Origin of the sequence: Pseudomonas arabinosi (genome assembly GCF_047758675.1) — a bacterium.
In the GTDB taxonomy this organism is placed as follows: domain Bacteria; phylum Pseudomonadota; class Gammaproteobacteria; order Pseudomonadales; family Pseudomonadaceae; genus Aquipseudomonas; species Aquipseudomonas arabinosi.
Map to the genome: position 1 here is coordinate 2,999,844 of NZ_CP180480.1, position 20,608 is coordinate 3,020,451.

The following is a 20,608-nucleotide window of genomic DNA, read 5'->3' on the forward strand; positions in this document are numbered from 1 at the left end:
GCGGTGACGGCATGAGCGACAAGATCAGCGTAAACAGCCAGGCCAAGCTCACCGAGGCCATCACGAGCCTGACCACCATGTACCGCGACAAGAAGTTCGTCGTGGTCTCCCTGCGCCCGGGGAAGGACCGCACGCTCGATCAGAACTCTCTGTGGTTTGGGATGTACAAGCGAATCGCCGAGATGACCCAGATCGGCGACGCGGCCGATGCCCGGCGCTACTGCAAGCTGCATTTTGGTGTGCAGATCCTGCTCAACGAGGACTCAGGGTTTCAAGCAGCGTGGTACCGAGTCATGCGTCATCTGCCCTACGAGGAGAAGCTGGCCATGATGGGTGAATGCAAGCTGTTCGGCCCTGACGGATTTCCGGTGACCAGCCTGTTCAACCGCGCCCAGGGTGTCCAGTACACCGACCGCATCGCCGGGTTCTTCACCGGCCAGGGCGTGGTCTTCACCGATTTGCTCAGCAAGGAAGCCGCATGAAGCGCACTCCACTACAGCGGAAAACTCCGCTCACGTCGGGCGGCCCGCGCCGGAAGCGCTGCCCGACCTGCCGAGTGATGTTCACGCCTGGGAGCGACTCCCAAGCCGTATGCGGGGAGATCGAGTGCGCCATTGCTCACGGGCAGTCAGAGAAGGGCCGGGAAACCACGCGCAAAGCCCTGGCGGATGTCGAACGCCGCGAGATCAAGGTCCGCAAGGAGAAGCTGAAGAGTCGGGCGGAGCACCTCAAGGACACGCAGACCGCCTTCAACGCCTGGGTGCGTGAGCGCGACTCTGAGCTGCCTTGCATCAGTTGCGGCCGGCACCACCAAGGTAAGTACGACGCAGGGCATTACCGGACCGTTGGGAGCAACCCTGCGCTGCGCTTCGAGCCGCTGAACTGTCACCGCCAATGCTCGCCGTGCAACACCCGGCTGTCCGGGAACATCGTGAATTACCGCATCGCGCTGGTTAAGCGGATTGGCGTCGAGCAGGTCGACTGGCTGGAAGGCCCGCATGAGCCGAAGAAGTACACCGTCGAAGATCTGAAGGCGATGACCGCCGACTACCGGGCAAAAACAAGAGAGCTGAAGGGGAGAGCGGCATGACATATCGCAACGTGGTATCCGCTGTAGTTCGGGCGCTCGCCGCCGAAACCATCAACTCTGCCGGTGGCTGTGACTTTGAGCCAAAGGTGCAGTGCGCCAAGCAGAAGGGGGAGATCGTCGGCAAGGAGGCAGCGTTCCTCACCGACTGCTGGGTGTTTGGCCGGCTGCACAAGTCGCTGTCTGCTACGCACTGGCGGGCACTGGTGGCGAAGTACTCTACCCACGACGAACGCAAGCATGGGGCGATCCTTGAGCTGATCAAGACGACACAATCGCCAGCGCCGCAACGCTTCCGTGAGTGCGCAGTTCTGACCTGGGCGATCCCGCAAGTGGCGGGTACAGAGGGCAAACGCTCCGCCGCTGTCCTGCCTGCTGCCTGGTACGACATCACCAACTGGGACAACGATGGCAAGCCGGAATCAACCCGATACCGGTGGCGCTCCAACATCCGCAAGGCGTTGGATGACCGGGTGAACGAGGCGCTAACCGCCGCTCAGGAGTTGTTGGATTCAGAGGGCCTGATCGAAAGTTTCGCGGCGTAGCAAATAGCCATTGCATTGAGTGAGAAAGTGAGAGAGTATTTACCCATCCTGTCAATCCTGCGCGTTAGGGATTAACACTGAAAGCCCGGCCATTGAGTCGGGCTTTTTGTTGGAAAATGAGCGGCTTGTATGGCACTTTGATTTCTCCCTCAAATGGAGATTGAAGATGTCGGAATTCAAAGAGCTTTCCCAACGCTATGCTGAGTGCCGAGCTGCCAATTCAGACCAGCTTCGCCGGCTTGTGGGGCAAGCCCGCCAATTCGCGCTGGCTCTCGAGGATTATCTCGGGCTGCCAGCGAAGACTTGGACTAACAATCAAGAAGGTAACGAAATGGCCTACGTTCGCGTAGGGCAGGGCCAGTCTCAGAATTTTGAGGAGAAATATCCTCACGAGTTTAGTAGCCTCAATGGCGTTGTGGATTTTTCCGTATCGGTCACTTTGGAAAGCGCCCCAAGTCAGTATCCAAAAACGCACCATATTTTTCAGTTCGCAGTTGCCGCAATTGAAGGCGGATACGAATTCACCTCCAAAGACTTTGGCGGTTCGTTCAAAGTGGGTGCTGCTGAGGACGCGTTTCATGCCTACGAGCAGCTTTGTGCCGCCGTTGTTAACACGCTTAAAAATAGCTACGACGTGAGCAAGATTCACTAACAGTCAGTATCCTGATAAGTCCGCGTATTACGGGTTTTGCTTTCTAACCTTCAATGAGCCTCAGCATTTGCTGGGGCTTTTTCGTTTTCGGCCCCACCACACCCATCGCTCCGAGCTGGGAGTGCTGTTGGAGTCGGATTTATCAATCTCCCCAAGAGGGAGTCATTGGATTCTCAATCATGCCGGACAGACCTGAGAGCTGGGCCAAGTTCTGGGAGGCAATGAGCAATCCACTCCTACAGGGCGCAATTATGGCGATCCTCATCTCCCTCTTGCGCGTGCTGTACGACGCCAAAGAAACCAGCAAGCGCCGAATCATCTTCGAGGCGCTGATCTGCGGAGGCTTGAGCCTGTCAGCCAGTAGCGTTATCGCGTGGATGGAGTGGCCCTCGAATCTTTCAGTTGCTGCCGGCGGGGCCATTGGCTTCCTTGGCGTGACAGCCATCCGCGAGATGGTGACCCGCTTCTTGGGTCGCAAGGTTGATTCGCTATGAAGGCGTTCGCTGCTGCAGCAATCATCGCGCTCGTTGCCTGCCTGTTGCTGGGTATCCAGCACTACCAGGTCATTGCGCTTGAGGGGCAGGTGACGATCGAGGCCAAGGGCAAGCAGGACGCCGTCGACGCCAACAAAGAAAGCCAGGCGACGATCACCACCCTTCGCGACGAAGCAAAACGCAACGCCGCCTACACCGCCGACCTCAACAAGCGAATCAGGGTCAGCGAAGACAAAGCCAAAAAGGCGAGGAAAGACTTTGAAGACCTCAAGCGCAACAGCAAGCCTGTTCGTGATTGGGCTGCTCAGCCTCTGCCTGACGGCCTGCGCGGGAAAGCCGGCAGTGGTAACAAAGACCCAGGCCCTAAGAATTGAAGCGCCCGAACTGATCCCCTGTGAGCGGGTAGACCCTGACGAGTCTGACCTTCGCCTCAACGGTGATGTGTGGGAACTCAAGGATCAGGCGATCAAGCTGCTCGACACGTGCGCCGACCAGGTCGACGCCCAGATCAAGCGTAGTCAAAGTAGATAGGTCGCGACACGTTTCGCGAATCATCAAATCGTGTCGCGAATTACTTCGGCTACTTTCTCGAAGCGAAGCACGCTTGCAGGGATTGTTGATGTAGACGTATCGACTCGCTTAATTCTGCCCTGCGTTTGTCCGAAAAGCCTCGAGAGTCAGCTAAGTCTAGGGTCGATTCGGTCGTATAAATTGTCATACTGATAGATTCGCATTGGTCGTTTTGGATAGCTGCAAGCTTCCCCTGAGTGGAGGAAAGGAGAATGTCTCGTTGCGCGACGGCTTCCCGCCACTTTACGAGTAAATCACTGAGCTCATCGTTGCTCTTTTGGAGCTCCAATGTCCGATTTTTCTCTGAGTCCAACGAACTTTTGAGCTGCCCATAATCGATTCCACCCATAACGAGCGCAGTTAGCCCGCTACCAATTAATGCTGCAAGCGGCACCGCCACAACCAGTTTCGAGACTGTTGACCAAAACTTACTTTGTCCTGGTTGCTGTTGGCTTTCCATGTCCTTCCCCTTGAGCAAATTATCCATTTTTAAAGGGTTGGGGAGCAAATGCAACTTGTGGATATCCATTCCTTGCTCCCGAACTAATGACCTTATGGGGATTCCGACCCCAAAAAGTAAGTTGGGGTGAGCCGAATGACGGTGAAGGTACTGGAGTTCAAGCGTGAAGGCTGGCGAGACGCGGTCAGCACGCTGCGCAAGATCGCTGATGACCTGGAATCGGGTGAGCGTGAAGCCTGTTCGGTCGGTGTGATTGGTATGCGCACTGAAAGCGGTCGCATCGAGGTGTTCGGGTTTGGCCCGATGGCTGACGGCATGCAGTCGCTTGCGCTGTTCCGATTGGGCGAGCAGAAGCTGATTGAAATCATCCTGGAAGAAGCGGAGGGGTAGGTGTGCCGCAGTTCAGTCCGGTCCCACCAAGTGTCTGATCTACGTTGCGAGATCAATTGCCGTTCTCGTTGCCAGGGCAAGTCCTTTGCTCAATGCATCGTTAGCCAGTGATTTTATGGCATCGACCATCCCGCTCTTTGCTGCTGTCTGCAGGCTCGAGCCAATGCTCTCTCCTGAAAGTGTTGATGGGGTAGCCTTCAGCGCCTCCAATGCTTTCGCGGTTAAGGTGCAACCGAGAAACATATTGTTGGCATTTGAAGCCTCTTCATAAAACGATACGTAGCCTGACTTGATAAGCCACAACACTGTTGCGGAAAAGAATTCACCCTGCGCCATGAATTGGTCGAGTCCTTCTTCGCTTTCGATTGGATCGACGACGATTGCGTCGGTAAAAGCCTCATCGATTAGGTCGACGGTCATCGGAAAAGCTTCGTATAACTCGGCAAATATGCGCCCAGTTAGCTGATCAAAACGCTCTATGTTGGTCATGAGTCGGCCTGTTGTTGTTGAGTAGGTCACTCATTACCCGTAGGCGGCATCTATTACAAGGATCAAATGACTCATGGACAGGCCTCAGCCTCCGGTGTCACTGCTTGAGCTGTCCGAGTTGTCCGGCTTCGGTATCCGCCTGACCCCAGCACCCGATGTCTGGGAGTGGCTCCAAGCCGAGATCCTTGCCGACACTGGCAGCATTCATAACGAAGACCATGCCCATCTAGTGGATGCAGATATCCGGGTCATGTGGGCGTCCTCACACTTCGAGAAACAAGGCCGCACAGTCCTGGGCCAGGCCGAACAGGTAGCGTTCCGCGCTGGTGGCTGGCAGAAAGCCCGGATGGAGCAGCAAATGCGCGATTGGTTCGGCGATGTGCCGGCCTTCATCATCACCCTGGCTGCCGATTACTGCTCTCAGTGCAGCGACACCGACTTCTGCGCCTTGGTCGAGCATGAGCTGTATCACCTGGCTCACGCCAAAGACAAATACGGTCAGCCAGCCTTCACCAAGGAAGGCGCACCCAAGATCGAGATGCGTGGCCACGACGTCGAAGAGTTCGTCGGTGTGGTCCGTCGCTACGGTGCGAGTCCTGACGTTCAGGCATTGGTGGACGCTGCAAACAGTCCTGCCGAGGTGGGGAAATTGAACATATCGAGGGCCTGCGGAACCTGTCTGCTCAAGTCGGCCTGATTCTGGACAGGCATTGGACGGATGAGAATTTATGGCTGCCCTTCAAAATGACGTGAAGGCCTTTATCGTTCAGGCCCTGGCGTGCTTCGACACGCCGTCACAGGTTGTTGAGGCTGTCCAGAAAGAATATGGGGTGTCGATCACCCGCCAGCAGGTTGAAACACACGATCCCACGAAGACCTCAGGGAAGTGCCTGGCAAAACGCTGGGTGACGATGTTCGAAGACACCCGCAAGCGTTTTCGCGAAGAGACGGCGGAGATCCCGATCGCCAACCGCGCCTACCGCCTGCGCGCCATGAACCGCTTCGTGGAGAAGGCCGAGACGATGAAGAACATCGGCCTGGCTATGCAGATTCTGGAGCAGGCCGCGAAAGAAACCGGCGACATGTACGTCAATCGCAACCGAAAGGAAGAGCCTGACGACGAGCCGGCAATCACGACCCGCATTCAGGTCGACGTGGTGGATGCGAGGAAGCCGAATGCCGAGCCTTAATGTTCCGCAGGCTCACTTCCTCACGCTACCCCATAAATTCCGCGCATTCGTTGCAGGGTTCGGCTCAGGCAAAACCTGGGTTGGATGCTCGGCGCTGTGCAAGCACTTCATGGAGTGGCCCGGCGTCAACGCGGGCTACTTCGCACCGACTTACCCGCAGATCCGGGACATCTTCTATCCAACAGTGGAGGAGGTGGCCCATGACTGGGGGCTGAAGACCAAGATCAACCAGGCGAACCATGAGGTTCACATCTACAGCGGCCGGCAGTATCGCGGCACTGTGATTTGCCGGTCGATGGAGAAGCCGCAGACCATCGTCGGTTTCAAGATCGGCCATGCGCTGGTGGATGAGCTGGACGTGCTGACGTCTATCAAGGCGCAGCAAGCCTGGCGCAAGATCATCGCCCGGATGCGCTACAACCTGCCCGGGCTGAAGAACGGGGTGGACGTAACAACGACACCGGAAGGCTTCAAGTTCGTCTTTCTCCAGTTCGTGAAGCAGTTACGCGACAAGCCAAAGCTGAATGAGATGTACGGCCTGGTGCAGGCGAGCACGTTCGACAACGAACTGAACCTGCCAAGCGACTACATCGAATCGCTGATGGACTCGTATCCGCCTCAACTGATCCTCGCGTACTTGAACGGCCAGTTCGTCAACCTGACGTCCGGATCGATCTACCACACGTACGACCGCAAGCTGAATCAGTGCTTCGACACTGTGCAGCCTGGCGAGCCGCTGTTCATCGGCATGGACTTCAACGTTGGCAAGATGGCGGCGATCACTCACGTCAAGCGCGATCAGGGTCTACCCCGCGCGGTCGATGAGCTGATGGATGGCTACGACACACCAGACATGATCCGCCGCATCAAGGAGCGCTACTGGGAGCACACCGGCAACGACTACAAGAAGACCTGCGAGATCCGAATTTACCCGGACGCCTCCGGTGATTCGCGAAAGTCGGTCAACGCCAGCGTCACCGATATCGCCATGCTCAAGCAGGCCGGCTTCACGGTCATCGCGCCAGCAGCCAACCCGCCTGTAAAGGACAGGATCAACGCCATGAACGCCATGTTCTGCAACGCGCAGGGCGAACGGCGATACCTGATCAACCCGTTCACATGCCCGACTTACGCCGACGGCCTTGAGCAGCAAATCTGGGCTCCCAACGGAGAGCCGGACAAGAGCCAGGGCAACGACCACGCCAACGACGGCGGCGGTTACTTCATTCACCGCGAGTACCCGATCGTTAAGCCGGTCACCTCAATGAAAATGGGAGTCGCCCGATGACGGACGTCACTTTTACCCGTCCCGAGTACAAGGCGGCGCAGTACCGGTGGCGCTTGGTGCGCGACGTCTGCAAGGGTTCGGAAACCATTAAGACTGCCGGTGATCAGTACCTGCCTCGACCGAATGCCACGGACGCCAGCAAGGACAACAAGGATCGCTACGACGCGTACAAGAAGCGCGCCGTCTTCTACAACGCCACGGGCCGGACGAAGCACAGTCTGGTGGGGGCGGTGTTCCGCACCTGGCCAACGCTGACCGTCCCCGGCGCACTCGACTACGTGGCGAAGGATATCGACGGGCAGGGCGTAAGCGTCTACCAACAATCGCAATCGGTCATCGGGCATCTGCTCGAAGTCGGCCGCCACGGGTTACTGGTGGATTACGCGGCTGTGGTGGCCGGCTCGGTGAGCAAGGCAGACGAACAAGCAGGTCGAGCCCGGGCGAACATTGCCAGCTACCCGGCCGAGGCGATCATCAATTGGAAGACGCGCCAAGTCGGCGGCCAGCATCTGCTGTGCCTTGTCGTTCTGCGCGAGACGGTCGATGTCGACACCGATGACGGGTTTGGCAGCGAACAGGTTGTTCAATTCCGAGTGCTGCGTCTGGATGCCGCCGGCGTCTACACGCAGGAAGTGTGGGAAGAGGGCTCCAGCGAAACGGCAATGATCATCGCGCCCTTCACTCCACTGAATGGACTCGGCCAGCCGTGGCGGGTGATCCCGTTTCAGTTCCTGGGCAGCGAGAACAACGACACCAGCATCGACGATTCGCCGCTGTACGACATGGCGGAAGTCAACATCGGCCATTACCGGAATAGCGCGGACTATGAGGAGGCGGCCTACCTGGTGGGTCAGCCTCAGCCATGGATGGCCGGCCTTGATGAGCAGTGGCGCGATCACATGGAGAAGGGTGGCATCTTCCTCGGCTCCCGTGCGCCTTGGCTGCTTCCAGTCAGCGGCACATGCGGCGTCTGGCAGGCTCAGCCGAACACCGTTGCCAAAGAGGCAATGGACGGCAAGAAAGAGGACATGGTGTCGCTCGGCGCCCGATTGATCGAGCGAGGCAGTGCGGTGAAGACCGCGACCCAGGCCGACAACGACAGCGCCGCCGAACACAGCGTGCTGTCTTTGGTCGTGAGCAACGTCAGCGAGGCGTACAGCCAGTGCTTGGTCTGGATGGCTGAGTTCGTGAACGCTCCCGGCGAAACCCTCTACAAGCTCAATCAGGACTTCAGCCAGATCACCCTGGACGCAACGATCCTTTCCGCACTGTTCAACGCAGTGCAGGGCGGCAAGCTGCCGGCGGGCGACTTCTGGCAGTACCTGCGTGATCGTGGGGTTATCGATCCCGAGAAGACCGACGACCAGATCCGTGACGAACTGGAAACCGAGAACCCCGGGCCTGATCTGGATGACGACGAGGTAGTCCTGAATGGCCGCAAACCAAGCGATCCTTGATGCCACGATTCGGCACGCGGTCTTCCTCGAACAGTTAAAGTCGGGGGAGGTCGCCAAGTTCGGGCCTTTCCTGAAGGAGATTGACCGCTCGATCCGTGAGCGGCTGACCCGGACCGACCTGACGGTTTACACCATTGTCAGGCTGGAACGGTTGCTGAGTGAGGTCGACAGCCTGCTGCTGGGTATCTTCAACCGGTACAGCGATAAGCTGAATCTCGACCTCATCGACATTGCGAACTACGAGGCTGAGTTCGAGGCGACCAGCCTGACCCGGGCGGCACCGGCGGGCGTCTCGTTTGATGCTGCTGTGCCTGGCGCTACTGCAATCAGGGCTGCCATCCTCGGCAACCCGCTCAGCGTGCGCGGCGCTGACGGCGGGAAGCTGCTCAAGACCTTCATTGATGGCTTCACCGCCGCCGAGCGACAGCGCCTCACTGGCGCGATCCGGCAGGGCTTCTTCGAAGGCCAGACCAACTTCCAGATCATCAAGAACATCCGCGGGACCAAGGCGCTTCAGTACAACGACGGCATCCTGGCCACGACCAACCGCAACGCCGGCGCCGTGGTGCGAACGGCGGTGCAACACGTCGCCACCCAGGCGCGTATGGAGACGCTGAAAGAGAACTCCGACGTCGTGCAGGCGGTGGAATGGGTCAGCACCCTGGATACGAAGACGACCAGCCAGTGCCGGACGCTCGACAAGCAGCGGTTCAAGTTGACCGAGGGGCCGCGGCCACCGATTCACATTAACTGCCGCTCAACGATTGTCGCGGTGACCCGCTTCAGCGCGCTATTCGCCAAGGACGCCACGCGGGCATCCATCGGCGACCGTGGCGCTCAGCAGGTGAGGGCCGACCTCAGCTATTACGACTGGCTCGAGCAGCAGCCGACCGCGTTTCAGGACAGGGCCATTGGGCCGGTCCGCGCCAAGCTTTTCCGAGAGGGAGGGTTGAGCGTTGAGCGCTTCTCCGAGCTCCAGCTTGATCGCAATTTCAAACCGCTGACGCTTGTGCAGATGAAAGCTCTTGAACCTTTGGCGTTCGAGCGGGCAGGAATCAATCAGTAGGAGAAGGACGGCAAGCCTATGACGGGAATGAGACGCTGCTTTGCGTCCGTCCTCGGCTCACGAGTGAACGCGTTAAGCTTTGAGTAGATGAGCAGCCCTTCCTTGAGTTAGTCTCTCCACTTAACTCAGGAGGGCGTATGGACGACCAAGATTTAGATATGGATGACGAAATGGAAGTTGATCGGCCCTGCGCTAATGACGATGGGGCAGTTGGCTCGGTAGAGCGCCTCACGGATGGTGGCAGGAAGTGGTACTGCACGGATTGCGACTTAGAAGGGCGCTACAACTGACATCGATTTAGATCAGAAAAGTACAAGCATAGAGCCCTGGCATCCGCCGGGGTTTTTTATGCGCGCGATTTACACCGGCCTCGTCAATGACGGGGCTTTTTTATGTCTGCGGGCAGGGCCTGCAAATCGTCTCTGGGAGACAAACAAATGGGCTTGAAGTATCTGCTGGACACTTTGGATGGTGTCGACGACGCCGTTAAATCGCTCTACACCGAGAAGGACGGCAAGTTCGTGCTCGGCATTGAAGGTCTGCCACAACCCGAAGACGTAAGTGGCTTGAAATCCAAGGTTCAGGAACTGCTGGACGAGAAGAAGGCCGCCGACAAGGCGCGCAGGGACGCCGAAGACCAGGCGCGCCTGGAGCGCGAAGAGAATGCCCGGAAGTCCGGCAACGTCGAAGAGCTCGAAAAGTCCTGGTCCGAAAAGTACACCCGTCGTGAAGCTGAGTTGAACGGCATGCTGGAACAGGAACGTGGAACGCTGGGCACACAGATCCGGGATCTGACTGTCGGCCGTACCGCTACTGATATCGCGTCTGCCCTGGCAATCCCGGGCAGTGCAGAAGCCCTATTGCCTCACATCGAGCGCCGTCTGAGTGTCGAACAGCGCGACGGGAAGCCTGTGGTTGTCGTGCTCGATAAGCAGGGAAAGCTCTCCGCATCCACGCTGGACGAGCTGAAAGCAGAATTTGCAAACAACACGGCGTTCGCGCCGTTGATTGCGGGTAGCAAAGCATCTGGCGGCGGGGCCGGGGGTGCTGGAAATGGCGGTGGGGCCGCTCTGAAACGCTCTGAAATGACGTCTGTGGCCAAGCGTGAGCTCATCACCGCCAACGGCCAGGACGCGTACCTGAAATTGCCTAAATAATGGAGTAACCCATGGCGACTACCGTCAACTCGGACATGATTGTTTACAACGATCTTGCCCAAACCGCTTACCTGGAGCGCATCCAGGACGTAATGGACATCTTCAACGGCTCGTCCAATGGCGCCATCATCCTCGACAACGAGCTGATCGAGGGCGACCTGCGCAAGCGCGCTTTCTACAAGCTCGGCGGCTCGATCGCTCACCGTGATGTGAACTCGGTTGCCACCATTGCCGGCCAGAAGATCGGTTCCGGCGAGATGGTCGGCGTGAAGGTTCCGTTCAAATACGGTCCTTATGAAACCACCGAAGAGGCGTTCAAGCGCCGTGCGCGCTCGCCGGAAGAGTTTTCCGAGTTGGTCGGCCAGGATTATGCCGACGCGGTACTCGAGGGCTACATCCAATACGCCATGGCCGCCCTGAAGGCTTCCATCGGCGCGAACGCCAACATGGTTGCCACAGCCAGCTTCGCCACCGACGGCAAGAAGGCGCTGACCAAAGGCATGCGCAAGTTCGGTGACCGCTTCGGCCGCATCGCGCTGTGGACCATGGACTCGGCGACTTACTTCGACATGGTCGACCAGGCGATCACAGAGAAGGTCTACGAAGAAGCAGGTGTGGTCATCTACGGCGGTCAGCCGGGTACGATGGGCAAACCGGTTTTGGTGTCCGACACCATCCCGGCCGAGACCATTTTCGGGTTGCAGGCCGGTGCAGTGAAGATCACTGAGTCTCAGGCCCCGGGCTTCCGCTCCTACAACATCGACAACCAGGAAAACTTGGCGATGGGGTTCCGCGCCGAAGGCACCTTCAACATGGACCTGCTCGGCTACAGCTGGAAAGACTCGACTGGTGGGATCAACCCCAACCTGGCCGCTATTGGTGCCGGTGCCAACTGGTCCAAGTACGCGACCAGCGACAAGGTCACGGCCGGCGTCCTGATCGATCTGTCCGCGCCTTAATCGGCTCACTCATCGCGGGCGGCCTGGAATGGTCGCCTTGGAGATGTTCATGGAACTCATCTATTCCACCCAAAGCTCCGGCTTTGATCCGGAAAAGCGCTATCGCAACCCAGAGCACTTCGAGCGACCAGAAGCGGGCGTGACTGGTGTTGTTGTGGTTGGCGACTGGCCGAACGTGGTTGATGCCTACGAGAATGTCGGCGTCGAAGTGGCGCTGAAGGAAGTCGAGCAACGCCTTGTGCTGGTTGCGGGTGCTGGTAATAACCAGGCTGAACTGGAAGAGCTGATCGGCAAGCTTCGCATCGAAAGCAATACGGTCCGGACTGTGATCGACGGTCTGGAATCCGGCGAGATTGAAAAGCCGGAAGCCGGCGAGCTCGCAATCCGCCTGTTTCATTCGCTCGACGCTATCCGTCTTCAGATGGTTGAGCTGGCTGGTGCACGCGATGATCTCGCAGTGGAAAACGAGGCGCTGCGCAATGAACTCGCCGAGTTGAATGCGGGCGAAGGCGTAGAGGTCGAAGCCCTGAAGGCTAAGCTTGATGTGGCAGGCGTTTCGTACCGTGCGAACGCCTCGAAAGAATCCTTGGAAAAGCTCGTCTCCGAACTGCCCAAGGCGTGATACTGCTGGCTACCGGTAAAGCGGTGGCCAATATCTGAAACTCATTCCAGCGAGTTGATCCATGACACTCATCATCGAGGACGGCACCGGCAAGCCAGACGCCGAAAGCTACGCGAGCGCCGCGGACCTGGTCATGTACGCCGGCAAGTTCGGCGTGACTATCCCAGCGGACGTTGCTGCGCAAGAAGCACTGCTTCGCCGGTCCGCCTTGGCGATGGATGGCAAGACCTGGAAGGGTCGCAAGACAGACAGCGATCAGGCTCTGGCCTGGCCGCGCCGAGGGGTTGAGTTGGATTGTCAGATCAAACCTGACAACTACCTGCCGGCTCGCATCCAGTACGGCCAGATGGCCTTGGCTGCCGAGATTCACACCGATGACATCGACCCCGTCGACAAGCGCAAAGGCGCTGTGACGCTGGAGCGTGTCGAAGGTGCGGTGACTCGCGAGTACGCCACTATTTCCAACACCAGCGGACGACTGTTGCCGGCGGCGCCGGATAGGCCGAGTGCTACACAATTCGCAGATTACTTGCTGAGGCGTGGGTTGTTCGCTATTCGTGCATGATCTTAAAAGATCATCTGGCGACATAAATAATACTTGAGCGCTACTTATTGGTGATGCATTATGCTCGCACAAACCAACGAGAGATCTCCCATGCTACCTAATCCTAAACACAAAAATTTTCCTGAAGCTCTTCGTAATGCTCGCAAAGCAGCTGGCATGACCCAAGCGGAGTTATCCATTGCCGCTGACATCTCAAACGTAATGGCTGGTCGTTACGAGCGTGGTATGCACAGCCCAGAAATGAGCACTTGGGCGAAATTGAATAAAGCCCTTTTTCCTCAAGTAAATGAAAGCGAATTAGAGGCAATTATTCAGGATGATTTCACCGAGATTGCTCTTGGCGAGGCATCTGTCGAGGAAATTATCGAAGAGCTGAAAAAGCGCGGTTTCGCCAAGGTGACACTCGCCAGCGAATGAAGTTTTCGATCAATCGAGCCCGCCTAGTGCGGGCTTTTTAATGAGGTGTTCATGGCCTTTTATGAAGATATGGCTGTGATGGCTCTTGAACTGATTGCCGAGTTCGGCCAACCGGTCACCCTTCGCGAGATCACCACACCAGAGTACGACCCGGACAACCCGGGCGGCGGTGACGTGATGATCGAGCAAACCGCCCAAGGCATCCTGCTCGACTTCACCGGCCTCGAATTCCAGAACGACACGCTGATCGTGCGCGGCGACAAGAAGCTAAAGGTCGCGGCGCTGGGCATGGCCTGGAAGCCGAAGCCGCTGGTTCAGGTTGATGTGCAAGGTAGGACCTGGACGGTGATCAATTTCAAAGAGATCAATCCCGCCGGCACTCCGCTGCTGTACGAGCTGCAGGTGCGCTCATGAGTCGCGCCGGCGCCGGTCAGTCCGGCAGTTTCGCGCTTAGCCTCGCCGAGTTCTCGGCTCAGGCGACGGAAGCGATCGACGCCAGTCTGCGCGAGATCATCATCGAAGTCGGCAACAGCGTTATCCGCATGTCGCCGGTGGGCAACCCCGAGATCTGGGCGCAGAACGCCGTCGCGAGCCAGTACAACAAGGCTGTAGACGATCACAACAGCGGCCTGCGCAGCGATCCTGCCAACCTGACGAAAGCGGGACGGCTCAAGCCTGGCCGTAAGCTGCACGACGGCATGGATATCGCCGCGCCGAGTGGCTACGTCGGCGGCCGGTTCCGCGGCAACTGGATGTTCAGCATTGGCGCCCCGGACAGCACGACGACCGAAGAGGTGGATCCGAGCGGAGCCAAATCAACGGCGCGAATCGTTGCCGGCGCACTTGAATTCAAAGCGGGCGACACCTGCTACATCACCAATAGCCTTGGGTACGCGATACCGCTGGAGTTCGGGCATTCGACCCAGGCGCCGGGTGGCATGGTCCGCATCACCGTGGCTCGCTTCCAGCAGATCGTCCAGGAGGCTATCAGGAACAACCAGATATGAAATTCGAAGACGTTCCGGTCCGGCCGGTGATGCGTTACGCGCTGTGCGAGTGCGGAAGAAGGCTGACGCAAGAAGAGGGTGCAGTGATTTGGCTGTTGAGCCCGCCTCTGTACCCGCACGAGTGCAAAGCATGCGGAGAACGACAAAGCCTGTGCGTGGTTTCCCTTGCGCTGACTTATGAGGAGGCCTGATGTCCCACAACATCATCGCCTCGATCTATGAGGTCAAGCTGATCAACTGGGCGAAAGCCTTGCCGGTGCCATTGAAGGTCGTCGTTGAGAACGAGGCCTATACACCTGTGAGCGGCGCGACCTACCTGAAAGCATTCACGTTGCCAGCGGACACCGCGAGCAACACGCTTGGCGGTGACCACAAGCTGTACACCGGCGTGTTTCAGGTCAGCATTGTGACGCCGTCGGGTAAGTACCGCAGTGCTGCAGGAACGCTGGCCGACCAGATCGCCGCGCTGTTCCCTCTGTACGAGCGGAACACCAAGGGAGCGCTAACAGTCGTGACGATGAGCCCGGTCGATCCTGGCCCCGGCATTCCGGACGACACCACCTTCATCGTGCCTGTGTCATTTCTATACCGAGCCGACACTCAGTGAGCAAAAGCTAAACGGTTCGGCGCCGATTGCGGAGCCACTTGATTGAGTACCAAGGAATTGCGACTACCAAAACTATCAGGGATGTGACGGGCAAGGCTCCTATCCAAAGGCCTACAAACACCGCGATATCCGCTGCCCAGCTTCCAAATTTCAATTGGGTGCCAGCGCCATAAGCTGACAGAGCTGCAAGCACTATTGTGATTATTGTTAACCTTTTGGCGATGCGGATCACTTCCTGCTTCATTGTTGCTCCGGGTCCATTCTTGGACATAGCTGAAGTAGCGATGCTAGCAACATGCCACTCCTCGGTCTATGTGGCCAAGGAAGTGATTCCACGCTCGAAACCGCCCGTTGGGCAAACCCAGAACCCGCCATTGAGCGGGTTTTGTCATTTCTGCACAGAGGAAAAACACCATGGGCTTCAGACTCCCCAACGGCGCCACTCTTGAAATCGCTGCTACGTATGGCCCAGCCATCCCGGTGACGGCGCTGAGCAACGCAAACCCAGCCGTGGCCACCGCTGTCGCGCACGGCTTGGCCGATGGCGACATCATCGCTGTAGCCTCGGGCTGGACTCGCCTGAATGATCGAGCCGCTCGCGTCGCTGCAAGCCTTTCCGGCACTTTCACCCTGGAAAACATCAACACCACCAACGTCCAGCCTTACCCGGCCGGCTCCGGCGTCGGCTCCGTGCGCGAGGTGACCGGTTTCGTCGAAATCTCGCAGATCACCGACCTGACTTCCAGCGGCGGTGACCAGCAGTTCCTGACCTTCGGCTTCCTGGCTGACGATGACGACCGCCAGATCCCGACCACCAAGAACCCGATCAGCATGGCGGTCTCCGTGGCCGACGATCCTTCCCTGGCGTATGTGGCGGTGTGTGAAGGGGCTGACGAGGACAAGGTGACTCGCGTCCTGCGTCTCAACCTGCCGAATGGCGACAGCATCCTCTACAACGCCTATGTGTCGATCACTTCGACCCCGGCGCTATCCCGCAACAACCTGATGACCCGCGTTATCAGCTTGTCCCTGGCTGGCCGCCCAACCCGTTATTCGGCGGTGGTTTAACCCATGGCCAAGTTCAAGATCGCCCAGAACCCAACCTTTAAGGCTGATGTAGACATTCCGCGCGTGGGCGGTACCACGATCAAGGTGCCGTTCGAGTTCAAGTATCGGGACCGCAAGGAGCTCGCAGCACTGTTCGCGGGCTGGCAGGAAAAGACCAAGGAGGATCAGGAGGCGTTCGTCGCCAAGGGCGACGAGCTTTCTCTGGTCGACATCACTGCCTCCCACATCGACCGCCAGATCGAACAGGTACGCGAATTGGTCACCGGTTGGGGCTTCGACGACAAGTTGAGTGTCGAGACGATCCGAGCTCTGGTGGAAACCTCCGCCGGCGCCGGTGAGGCAATCGTCGAGACTTACCAAAAGGCCTTCTCCTCGGTCCGCCTGGGAAACTAAGCAAGGTCGCTCGCCTTATGTATGAGCGGGGGCCGTCAGAAGAGGAACTGGCGGCTTTCGGCATGTCGCTGGCGGACATTCCTGAAGAAGAGTGCGAGGTTCTGGCCGAAAACTGGCCGGCCTTCGTCCTCTTCAACGCCATGTCCACACAGTGGCGCACCGGCATGGGCGGGGCATCCGGCCTTGACTACACGGCACTTCGAGACGTCTCGGAATTCGTCGGCACAAGCAGAAAACAACTCAGAGAGATTTTCCCCGACCTTCAGGTAATGGAGGTCGAGGCCTTGCTCGTCATGAGCGAATCGAAGTAACGGAGCACTCATGTCGGGCACAATCGCGCAATTAGGCATCGAGGTAAATTCGGGCGATGCCGTCCAGGCTGCCACGGATCTGGAGCGCCTGGCCCAGGCTGGCGTCAAGGCTGAGAAAGCGGCTGATGGCGTTGCTGCTGGCTTCGACAAGGCCGCCACTGCTACTGCCGGTCTGGCAGCGGCAGAGGGCAAACTGTCCGAGTCGACTGAGGACGCGATGAAGCGCCTGACGGCCATGGCCAAGGCGTCGCTCGATTCGAGCGATTACTACCAAACCCTCACCACCAGCGTAAATACCAACTCTGCGGCACTGGAGAATTCAAGTTCCTCGGTCAACAGTCTGGCCGCTCTTCAGCGACGTTTGCAGGCTGAGTCTGACGCGCTGGTCGGCTCGACAGATCGTCAGGCTGAGGCCGCGAAGAAAGCCGCAGCCGCCACCGGTGTTCAAGCTGAGGGCCTGCAAGCACTGCTCGGCAAGATCAATCCGGCCGTGGCCGCGCTCGACAAGCTCGACCAGCAGCAAGAGCAGTTGCAGAAGTACAAGGCAGCCGGCCTGATCGATGCCGACACCTTTCGCGAGTACTCGACCCGCATTGACGCCTCCCGGCAGAAGCTGGGCGACTTCGATGAAGGCCTTCGCAAAACCGGAGCCACCTCGAAGCAGACCGAGCAGGCACTGCGTCAGCTCCCGTCGCAGTTCACTGACATCTTCACCAGCCTGGCCGGTGGTCAGAACCCTTTGCTCGTACTGCTCCAGCAGGGTGGGCAGATCAAAGACTCGTTCGGCGGAGTAGGCGCCACCTTTGATGTCCTGAAAGACAAGTTCCGCTCGCTGTTCAGCGGCGGCGCTGGCGCGGCGGTGCTGGGTGAGTCGCTCGCGGGCATCGCCAGCAATGCCAAGGACGTAGCAGAGAACACCGGGAAAGCGGGCGAAAGCTTGTCTGACCTGGCCGAAAGTTCGAACACTGCGGCGGAAGCGGCCGAGAACGCACAGAAGGCGTACGGCGCACTACCTCCGAGTGTGACCGGCGCATCCATGAGCATCATGGGCATGGTCGCAGCAGTGGCGGCTGCCGCAGCCGCAATTGGTGTCCTGATCTACGGATATAGCCAGGGCAGCAAAGAAACAGACGAGTACAGCAAGGCCCTCATTCTGACCGGCAATGCCGCCGGAACATCGGCTGACCAACTGGCCAATCTGGCTCAGCAGGTCAGCGCTACGAATGGCACGACCGGAGAGGCTGCGGCCTCGCTAACCAAGCTGGCCGCGAGCGGCGTCATTGCCGGCGGCAGCTTCAAGGAAATCGCCGACGCCGCCGCAGCGATGGAGGACGCTACCGGTAAGTCGGTGGACGCGACCATCGCCGAGTTCATCAAGATCGCCAAGGACCCGGTAGCGGCAGCGAAAGAGCTCAACGGCCAGTACCAGTTCCTGACGGCGTCTGTGTACTCGCAGATCGTTGCGCTCAAGGAGCAGGGCGATACGGTTGGTGCTGCCGATCTCTTCACTAAAACGTATGCGGACACCATTCAGGAGCGGTCCGGCCAAGTCACGCAGAATCTCGGCTTGTGGGAAAAAGCTTGGAAAGGCGTAAAGGACTCTGCGAGCGGTGCGCTTGATTCAATTCTGGATGTAGGAAGGGTGCAGTCTATTGACGCCCAGATCGCCAACCTTGAGAAGATCGTTGGTAACCGCAAAGACAGTTTCCTGACTTCACTGTTTCCCGACGATTTGGGAGCGTCGAGCAGCTCGACCAAGTTTATCGAGCAGCAGTTGCTGGATCTCAAAAAACAAAAGGTCGCACTTGCTGATAATGCAGCGATCGAAGCAGACAGGGCAAAAGTACAGAAGGAAGGCATCGAGGCCGAGCAGCGCCTTAAGAAACTCAGCGACTCGAACCTCACGAACGCCGAGAAGCGCGACAAGCTGACCAAGGCCTATTTGCGCGATGTCGAGGTTCTTAAGAAAGCAAACCCTGATGATCCGAAGGTTCAGGCCGACTATGTCGCCAAGACGCTTCAGAACATCAAGGACAAGAACAAGGACCCTAAAGCTGCATCGGCTGGAGCTGTCGATCTCACTGGCTACAACGCTGCTCAAAATGCACTCAAGGAAATCCAGGCCGACTACTCGAACACCCAGAAACAACTGGATGCCGCGCAGAAGGCTGGGCTGATCTCGCAACAGGAATACCTCCTTAAGCGCGAAGCCTTGATCGGCAACGAGCGGGACGAGGTTACTGCTGCTTACGAAGCGGAAATTGTCGCTCTTGAGGCCGCAAAGGGTAAGGCGACCACCACGGGCGAGCAGCGAATTCAGCTCGACCAGAAGATCGCCGATGCGCGCACCGACATGCTCAAGGCGCAGAAAACTGCGGACAGTGAGCTGGAAGTGCTGGCCACGAACGAACTGGGACGACTGAAGAAGCAGGAACTGGCCGTTCAGACCTACACCAGCGCACTACAGCAGCAAGTCGACACGCTGCGCCAGCAAGGACAGCGCGCCGCAGCAGGGTTGGGTCAAGGTGATCGGCAACGCGGCATGACCGATCAGCAAAATGCCATCGACGACCGCTTCAACTCGCAGAAACTCGACCTGGCCAGCCAGTACGGTGATGGATCGCGGGGCATGAGCCTCGACGAGTACAGCCAAAAACTGACCGCGCTGAAAACCACCCAACAGGAGCTGCACGACACTGTGCAATCCAACTATGACGAGATGACCGCCGCCCAGGGCAACTGGAGCGCGGGCGCATCGTCGGCGTGGCAGAACTACCTGGAGTCGGCGCGGGATGTCGCCGGGCAGACGAAAAGCTTGTTCAGCAACGCCTTCAGCTCGATGGAAGACGCAATCGTCAACTTCGCCATGACTGGGAAGGCCTCGTTCGGTGATTTCGCGAAATCGATCCTGGCAGACATGGCGCGGATTGCTACTCGGCAAGCCAGTTCGGCGCTGCTGGGCAGCTTAGTCGGTGCCGCCACGAGTTACTTCACCGGCAGCGGTAGCGGTAACGGGCTGGCTTCCGGCTCTGCCGGTGCCGCTTCGTCAGCCGCAGGGGCATCGCAGGCCGGATACACCAGCGTCGACTTCTCTGGTTACCGAGCAGCCGGCGGGCCTGTCTCCCCCAACTCTCTGTACGAAGTCAATGAGCTGGGGCCGGAGCTGTACAACGAGGGTGGCCGGTCCTTCCTCATGACTGGCGCGAATGGTGGCAGCGTAACGCCGCTGACGTCTGGCGGTGGCCCTGGTGCAGCTGCACTTGGCGGCAGCTCGGGTGGCGGAACGGTCATCAGCGTTCAGGTCAACGTCGCCAGTGACGGCTCGACCAGCTCCACGACTGACGATCCTGCTTACCAGCAGTTCGGCAAGGACTTGTCCGACTTCGTTGATCAGCGTTACCAGAAGCTGGTGAGCGTCGACCTGCGTCGTGGTGGAAAAATCAACCGGGCCATCACGGGGTGATCCATGGCAATTGAGAGATTCACCTGGCAAATCGAAAAGGGTGCAACTGGCGATATCAAGCAGCGCACCCGGTCCAAGCAGTTTGGCGATGGCTACGAACAGTCGGTTTCTGATGGGATAAACAACAAAGTGCAATCTTGGCCCATCAGCCACACCGGCAGTGCAGAGCGGATCAAGGAAATTATTGCCTTCCTTGATCGCCATAAGGGCGCGAAAGCATTCCTGTGGACGCCGCCTCTCGGTGAGCTCGGCCTCTACAAGTGCCCCAACGGCTACCAGCCTTCACACAAAGGCGGCTCGGTTTACTCCATCGCCGCCACTTTCGAACAAACCTTTCACCCCTAAGGGAAA

Annotated in this window: 28 protein-coding genes; 26 read left to right on the top strand and 2 right to left on the bottom strand. The window is 58.3% G+C overall.

Going from position 1 to position 20,608, the window contains the following annotated elements; translation table 11 throughout:
* Positions 1-11: 11 nt before the first annotated feature.
* The 6 genes from ACMXYJ_RS14095 (at position 12) to ACMXYJ_RS14120 (ending at position 3,152) form a co-directional block, all read left to right on the top strand.
* Entirely contained in the window at positions 12-482 is a 471-nt protein-coding gene (locus tag ACMXYJ_RS14095) for a hypothetical protein (RefSeq protein WP_415760305.1), read from the top strand.
* Positions 479-1,090 (top strand): recombination protein NinG, encoded by a 612-nt coding sequence (locus ACMXYJ_RS14100; RefSeq protein ID WP_415760306.1) that lies wholly within the window; start codon positions 479-481, stop codon positions 1,088-1,090. The genes ACMXYJ_RS14095 and ACMXYJ_RS14100 overlap by 4 nt, the downstream gene beginning before the upstream one ends.
* Positions 1,087-1,632, top strand: coding sequence for a hypothetical protein (locus tag ACMXYJ_RS14105; protein ID WP_415760307.1), 546 nt, complete (start codon positions 1,087-1,089; stop codon positions 1,630-1,632). Before ACMXYJ_RS14100 ends, ACMXYJ_RS14105 begins: the two co-directional genes overlap by 4 nt.
* A gap of 166 nt (positions 1,633-1,798) precedes the next feature.
* Positions 1,799-2,284 carry a hypothetical protein gene (locus ACMXYJ_RS14110; RefSeq protein ID WP_415760308.1) on the top strand — a complete coding sequence of 162 codons (486 nt, stop codon included), beginning with the start codon at positions 1,799-1,801 and terminating at the stop codon, positions 2,282-2,284.
* 179 nt (positions 2,285-2,463) lie between these two features.
* The gene (locus ACMXYJ_RS14115; protein WP_046047667.1) at positions 2,464-2,778 is read left to right on the top strand and encodes a phage holin, lambda family; all 315 of its coding nucleotides are present in this window, start codon (positions 2,464-2,466) and stop codon (positions 2,776-2,778) included.
* Positions 2,775-3,152: a hypothetical protein gene (locus ACMXYJ_RS14120; RefSeq protein WP_415760309.1), complete on the top strand. Its 378-nt coding sequence runs from the start codon at positions 2,775-2,777 to the stop codon at positions 3,150-3,152. The genes ACMXYJ_RS14115 and ACMXYJ_RS14120 overlap by 4 nt, the downstream gene beginning before the upstream one ends.
* Before the next feature lie 206 nt (positions 3,153-3,358).
* Here ACMXYJ_RS14120 and ACMXYJ_RS14125 read toward each other — a convergent pair whose 3' ends face one another.
* Positions 3,359-3,877, bottom strand: coding sequence for a hypothetical protein (locus ACMXYJ_RS14125; RefSeq protein WP_415760310.1), 519 nt, complete (start codon positions 3,875-3,877; stop codon positions 3,359-3,361).
* Positions 3,878-3,943: 66 nt separating this feature from the next.
* On the opposite strand from ACMXYJ_RS14125, the gene ACMXYJ_RS14130 reads away from it, so the two are divergent.
* Positions 3,944-4,198: a hypothetical protein gene (locus ACMXYJ_RS14130; protein WP_415760311.1), complete on the top strand. Its 255-nt coding sequence runs from the start codon at positions 3,944-3,946 to the stop codon at positions 4,196-4,198.
* 39 nt (positions 4,199-4,237) lie between these two features.
* Here the strand turns inward: ACMXYJ_RS14130 and ACMXYJ_RS14135 are convergent, their stop codons facing one another.
* Positions 4,238-4,687, bottom strand: a complete 450-nt coding sequence (locus tag ACMXYJ_RS14135) for a hypothetical protein (RefSeq protein ID WP_415760312.1) — start codon at positions 4,685-4,687, stop codon at positions 4,238-4,240.
* A gap of 73 nt (positions 4,688-4,760) precedes the next feature.
* On the opposite strand from ACMXYJ_RS14135, the gene ACMXYJ_RS14140 reads away from it, so the two are divergent.
* The 19 genes from ACMXYJ_RS14140 to ACMXYJ_RS14230 all read left to right on the top strand — a co-directional run bounded on the left by ACMXYJ_RS14140 (position 4,761) and on the right by ACMXYJ_RS14230 (position 20,602).
* Entirely contained in the window at positions 4,761-5,384 is a 624-nt protein-coding gene (locus tag ACMXYJ_RS14140; protein WP_415760313.1) for a putative metallopeptidase, read from the top strand.
* A gap of 31 nt (positions 5,385-5,415) precedes the next feature.
* Entirely contained in the window at positions 5,416-5,877 is a 462-nt protein-coding gene (locus ACMXYJ_RS14145) for a DUF2280 domain-containing protein (RefSeq protein WP_415760314.1), read from the top strand.
* Entirely contained in the window at positions 5,864-7,165 is a 1,302-nt protein-coding gene (locus ACMXYJ_RS14150; protein ID WP_415760315.1) for a terminase large subunit domain-containing protein, read from the top strand. Before ACMXYJ_RS14145 ends, ACMXYJ_RS14150 begins: the two co-directional genes overlap by 14 nt.
* Positions 7,162-8,622, top strand: a complete 1,461-nt coding sequence (locus tag ACMXYJ_RS14155; protein ID WP_415760316.1) for a DUF4055 domain-containing protein — start codon at positions 7,162-7,164, stop codon at positions 8,620-8,622. Before ACMXYJ_RS14150 ends, ACMXYJ_RS14155 begins: the two co-directional genes overlap by 4 nt.
* The gene (locus ACMXYJ_RS14160) at positions 8,597-9,688 is read left to right on the top strand and encodes a minor capsid protein (RefSeq protein ID WP_415760317.1); all 1,092 of its coding nucleotides are present in this window, start codon (positions 8,597-8,599) and stop codon (positions 9,686-9,688) included. Before ACMXYJ_RS14155 ends, ACMXYJ_RS14160 begins: the two co-directional genes overlap by 26 nt.
* Positions 9,689-9,825: 137 nt before the next feature.
* A complete protein-coding gene (locus ACMXYJ_RS14165; RefSeq protein WP_415760318.1) occupies positions 9,826-9,978 on the top strand; it encodes a hypothetical protein in 153 nt (50 codons plus the stop codon).
* Positions 9,979-10,125: 147 nt separating this feature from the next.
* The gene (locus tag ACMXYJ_RS14170; protein WP_415760319.1) at positions 10,126-10,845 is read left to right on the top strand and encodes a hypothetical protein; all 720 of its coding nucleotides are present in this window, start codon (positions 10,126-10,128) and stop codon (positions 10,843-10,845) included.
* Positions 10,846-10,856: 11 nt separating this feature from the next.
* Positions 10,857-11,804, top strand: a complete 948-nt coding sequence (locus tag ACMXYJ_RS14175) for a major capsid protein (RefSeq protein ID WP_201187155.1) — start codon at positions 10,857-10,859, stop codon at positions 11,802-11,804.
* Positions 11,805-11,853: 49 nt separating this feature from the next.
* A complete protein-coding gene (locus ACMXYJ_RS14180) occupies positions 11,854-12,426 on the top strand; it encodes a hypothetical protein (RefSeq protein WP_415760320.1) in 573 nt (190 codons plus the stop codon).
* Between the two features lie 61 nt (positions 12,427-12,487).
* Positions 12,488-12,991, top strand: a complete 504-nt coding sequence (locus tag ACMXYJ_RS14185; RefSeq protein WP_415760321.1) for a DnaT-like ssDNA-binding protein — start codon at positions 12,488-12,490, stop codon at positions 12,989-12,991.
* A 60-nt stretch (positions 12,992-13,051) separates the two neighbouring features.
* The gene (locus tag ACMXYJ_RS14190; protein WP_415760322.1) at positions 13,052-13,408 is read left to right on the top strand and encodes a helix-turn-helix domain-containing protein; all 357 of its coding nucleotides are present in this window, start codon (positions 13,052-13,054) and stop codon (positions 13,406-13,408) included.
* A 51-nt stretch (positions 13,409-13,459) separates the two neighbouring features.
* Complete coding sequence (locus tag ACMXYJ_RS14195) at positions 13,460-13,822, top strand: hypothetical protein (RefSeq protein WP_415760323.1); 363 nt, start codon at positions 13,460-13,462, stop codon at positions 13,820-13,822.
* Positions 13,819-14,415 carry a hypothetical protein gene (locus ACMXYJ_RS14200; RefSeq protein ID WP_415760324.1) on the top strand — a complete coding sequence of 199 codons (597 nt, stop codon included), beginning with the start codon at positions 13,819-13,821 and terminating at the stop codon, positions 14,413-14,415. The genes ACMXYJ_RS14195 and ACMXYJ_RS14200 overlap by 4 nt, the downstream gene beginning before the upstream one ends.
* Before the next feature lie 190 nt (positions 14,416-14,605).
* Positions 14,606-15,022: a phage tail terminator-like protein gene (locus tag ACMXYJ_RS14205; RefSeq protein ID WP_415760325.1), complete on the top strand. Its 417-nt coding sequence runs from the start codon at positions 14,606-14,608 to the stop codon at positions 15,020-15,022.
* Positions 15,023-15,436: 414 nt separating this feature from the next.
* Positions 15,437-16,090: a phage tail protein gene (locus tag ACMXYJ_RS14210; protein WP_415760326.1), complete on the top strand. Its 654-nt coding sequence runs from the start codon at positions 15,437-15,439 to the stop codon at positions 16,088-16,090.
* 3 nt (positions 16,091-16,093) lie between these two features.
* Entirely contained in the window at positions 16,094-16,483 is a 390-nt protein-coding gene (locus ACMXYJ_RS14215) for a phage tail assembly chaperone (RefSeq protein WP_415760327.1), read from the top strand.
* Positions 16,484-16,500: 17 nt separating this feature from the next.
* Positions 16,501-16,794, top strand: a complete 294-nt coding sequence (locus tag ACMXYJ_RS14220; protein WP_415760328.1) for a DUF1799 domain-containing protein — start codon at positions 16,501-16,503, stop codon at positions 16,792-16,794.
* Between the two features lie 10 nt (positions 16,795-16,804).
* The gene (locus tag ACMXYJ_RS14225) at positions 16,805-20,257 is read left to right on the top strand and encodes a phage tail tape measure protein (RefSeq protein WP_415760329.1); all 3,453 of its coding nucleotides are present in this window, start codon (positions 16,805-16,807) and stop codon (positions 20,255-20,257) included.
* Between the two features lie 3 nt (positions 20,258-20,260).
* Positions 20,261-20,602 carry a phage tail protein gene (locus ACMXYJ_RS14230; protein WP_415760330.1) on the top strand — a complete coding sequence of 114 codons (342 nt, stop codon included), beginning with the start codon at positions 20,261-20,263 and terminating at the stop codon, positions 20,600-20,602.
* The last annotated feature ends 6 nt before the right edge of the window (positions 20,603-20,608 follow it).

Excerpts from the sequence above, each read along its gene's own strand:
- ACMXYJ_RS14095 (WP_415760305.1), top strand. The coding sequence starts at position 12 with ATGAGCGACAAGATCAGCGTAAACAGCCAGGCCAAGCTCACCGAGGCC.
- ACMXYJ_RS14100 (WP_415760306.1), top strand. The coding sequence starts at position 479 with ATGAAGCGCACTCCACTACAGCGGAAAACTCCGCTCACGTCGGGCGGC.
- ACMXYJ_RS14105 (WP_415760307.1), top strand. The coding sequence starts at position 1,087 with ATGACATATCGCAACGTGGTATCCGCTGTAGTTCGGGCGCTCGCCGCC.
- ACMXYJ_RS14110 (WP_415760308.1), top strand. The coding sequence starts at position 1,799 with ATGTCGGAATTCAAAGAGCTTTCCCAACGCTATGCTGAGTGCCGAGCT.
- ACMXYJ_RS14115 (WP_046047667.1), top strand. The coding sequence starts at position 2,464 with ATGCCGGACAGACCTGAGAGCTGGGCCAAGTTCTGGGAGGCAATGAGC.
- ACMXYJ_RS14120 (WP_415760309.1), top strand. The coding sequence starts at position 2,775 with ATGAAGGCGTTCGCTGCTGCAGCAATCATCGCGCTCGTTGCCTGCCTG.
- ACMXYJ_RS14125 (WP_415760310.1), bottom strand. The coding sequence starts at position 3,877 with ATGGATATCCACAAGTTGCATTTGCTCCCCAACCCTTTAAAAATGGAT.
- ACMXYJ_RS14130 (WP_415760311.1), top strand. The coding sequence starts at position 3,944 with ATGACGGTGAAGGTACTGGAGTTCAAGCGTGAAGGCTGGCGAGACGCG.
- ACMXYJ_RS14135 (WP_415760312.1), bottom strand. The coding sequence starts at position 4,687 with ATGACCAACATAGAGCGTTTTGATCAGCTAACTGGGCGCATATTTGCC.
- ACMXYJ_RS14140 (WP_415760313.1), top strand. The coding sequence starts at position 4,761 with ATGGACAGGCCTCAGCCTCCGGTGTCACTGCTTGAGCTGTCCGAGTTG.
- ACMXYJ_RS14145 (WP_415760314.1), top strand. The coding sequence starts at position 5,416 with ATGGCTGCCCTTCAAAATGACGTGAAGGCCTTTATCGTTCAGGCCCTG.
- ACMXYJ_RS14150 (WP_415760315.1), top strand. The coding sequence starts at position 5,864 with ATGCCGAGCCTTAATGTTCCGCAGGCTCACTTCCTCACGCTACCCCAT.
- ACMXYJ_RS14155 (WP_415760316.1), top strand. The coding sequence starts at position 7,162 with ATGACGGACGTCACTTTTACCCGTCCCGAGTACAAGGCGGCGCAGTAC.
- ACMXYJ_RS14160 (WP_415760317.1), top strand. The coding sequence starts at position 8,597 with ATGGCCGCAAACCAAGCGATCCTTGATGCCACGATTCGGCACGCGGTC.
- ACMXYJ_RS14165 (WP_415760318.1), top strand. The coding sequence starts at position 9,826 with ATGGACGACCAAGATTTAGATATGGATGACGAAATGGAAGTTGATCGG.
- ACMXYJ_RS14170 (WP_415760319.1), top strand. The coding sequence starts at position 10,126 with ATGGGCTTGAAGTATCTGCTGGACACTTTGGATGGTGTCGACGACGCC.
- ACMXYJ_RS14175 (WP_201187155.1), top strand. The coding sequence starts at position 10,857 with ATGGCGACTACCGTCAACTCGGACATGATTGTTTACAACGATCTTGCC.
- ACMXYJ_RS14180 (WP_415760320.1), top strand. The coding sequence starts at position 11,854 with ATGGAACTCATCTATTCCACCCAAAGCTCCGGCTTTGATCCGGAAAAG.
- ACMXYJ_RS14185 (WP_415760321.1), top strand. The coding sequence starts at position 12,488 with ATGACACTCATCATCGAGGACGGCACCGGCAAGCCAGACGCCGAAAGC.
- ACMXYJ_RS14190 (WP_415760322.1), top strand. The coding sequence starts at position 13,052 with ATGCTCGCACAAACCAACGAGAGATCTCCCATGCTACCTAATCCTAAA.
- ACMXYJ_RS14195 (WP_415760323.1), top strand. The coding sequence starts at position 13,460 with ATGGCCTTTTATGAAGATATGGCTGTGATGGCTCTTGAACTGATTGCC.
- ACMXYJ_RS14200 (WP_415760324.1), top strand. The coding sequence starts at position 13,819 with ATGAGTCGCGCCGGCGCCGGTCAGTCCGGCAGTTTCGCGCTTAGCCTC.
- ACMXYJ_RS14205 (WP_415760325.1), top strand. The coding sequence starts at position 14,606 with ATGTCCCACAACATCATCGCCTCGATCTATGAGGTCAAGCTGATCAAC.
- ACMXYJ_RS14210 (WP_415760326.1), top strand. The coding sequence starts at position 15,437 with ATGGGCTTCAGACTCCCCAACGGCGCCACTCTTGAAATCGCTGCTACG.
- ACMXYJ_RS14215 (WP_415760327.1), top strand. The coding sequence starts at position 16,094 with ATGGCCAAGTTCAAGATCGCCCAGAACCCAACCTTTAAGGCTGATGTA.
- ACMXYJ_RS14220 (WP_415760328.1), top strand. The coding sequence starts at position 16,501 with ATGTATGAGCGGGGGCCGTCAGAAGAGGAACTGGCGGCTTTCGGCATG.
- ACMXYJ_RS14225 (WP_415760329.1), top strand. The coding sequence starts at position 16,805 with ATGTCGGGCACAATCGCGCAATTAGGCATCGAGGTAAATTCGGGCGAT.
- ACMXYJ_RS14230 (WP_415760330.1), top strand. The coding sequence starts at position 20,261 with ATGGCAATTGAGAGATTCACCTGGCAAATCGAAAAGGGTGCAACTGGC.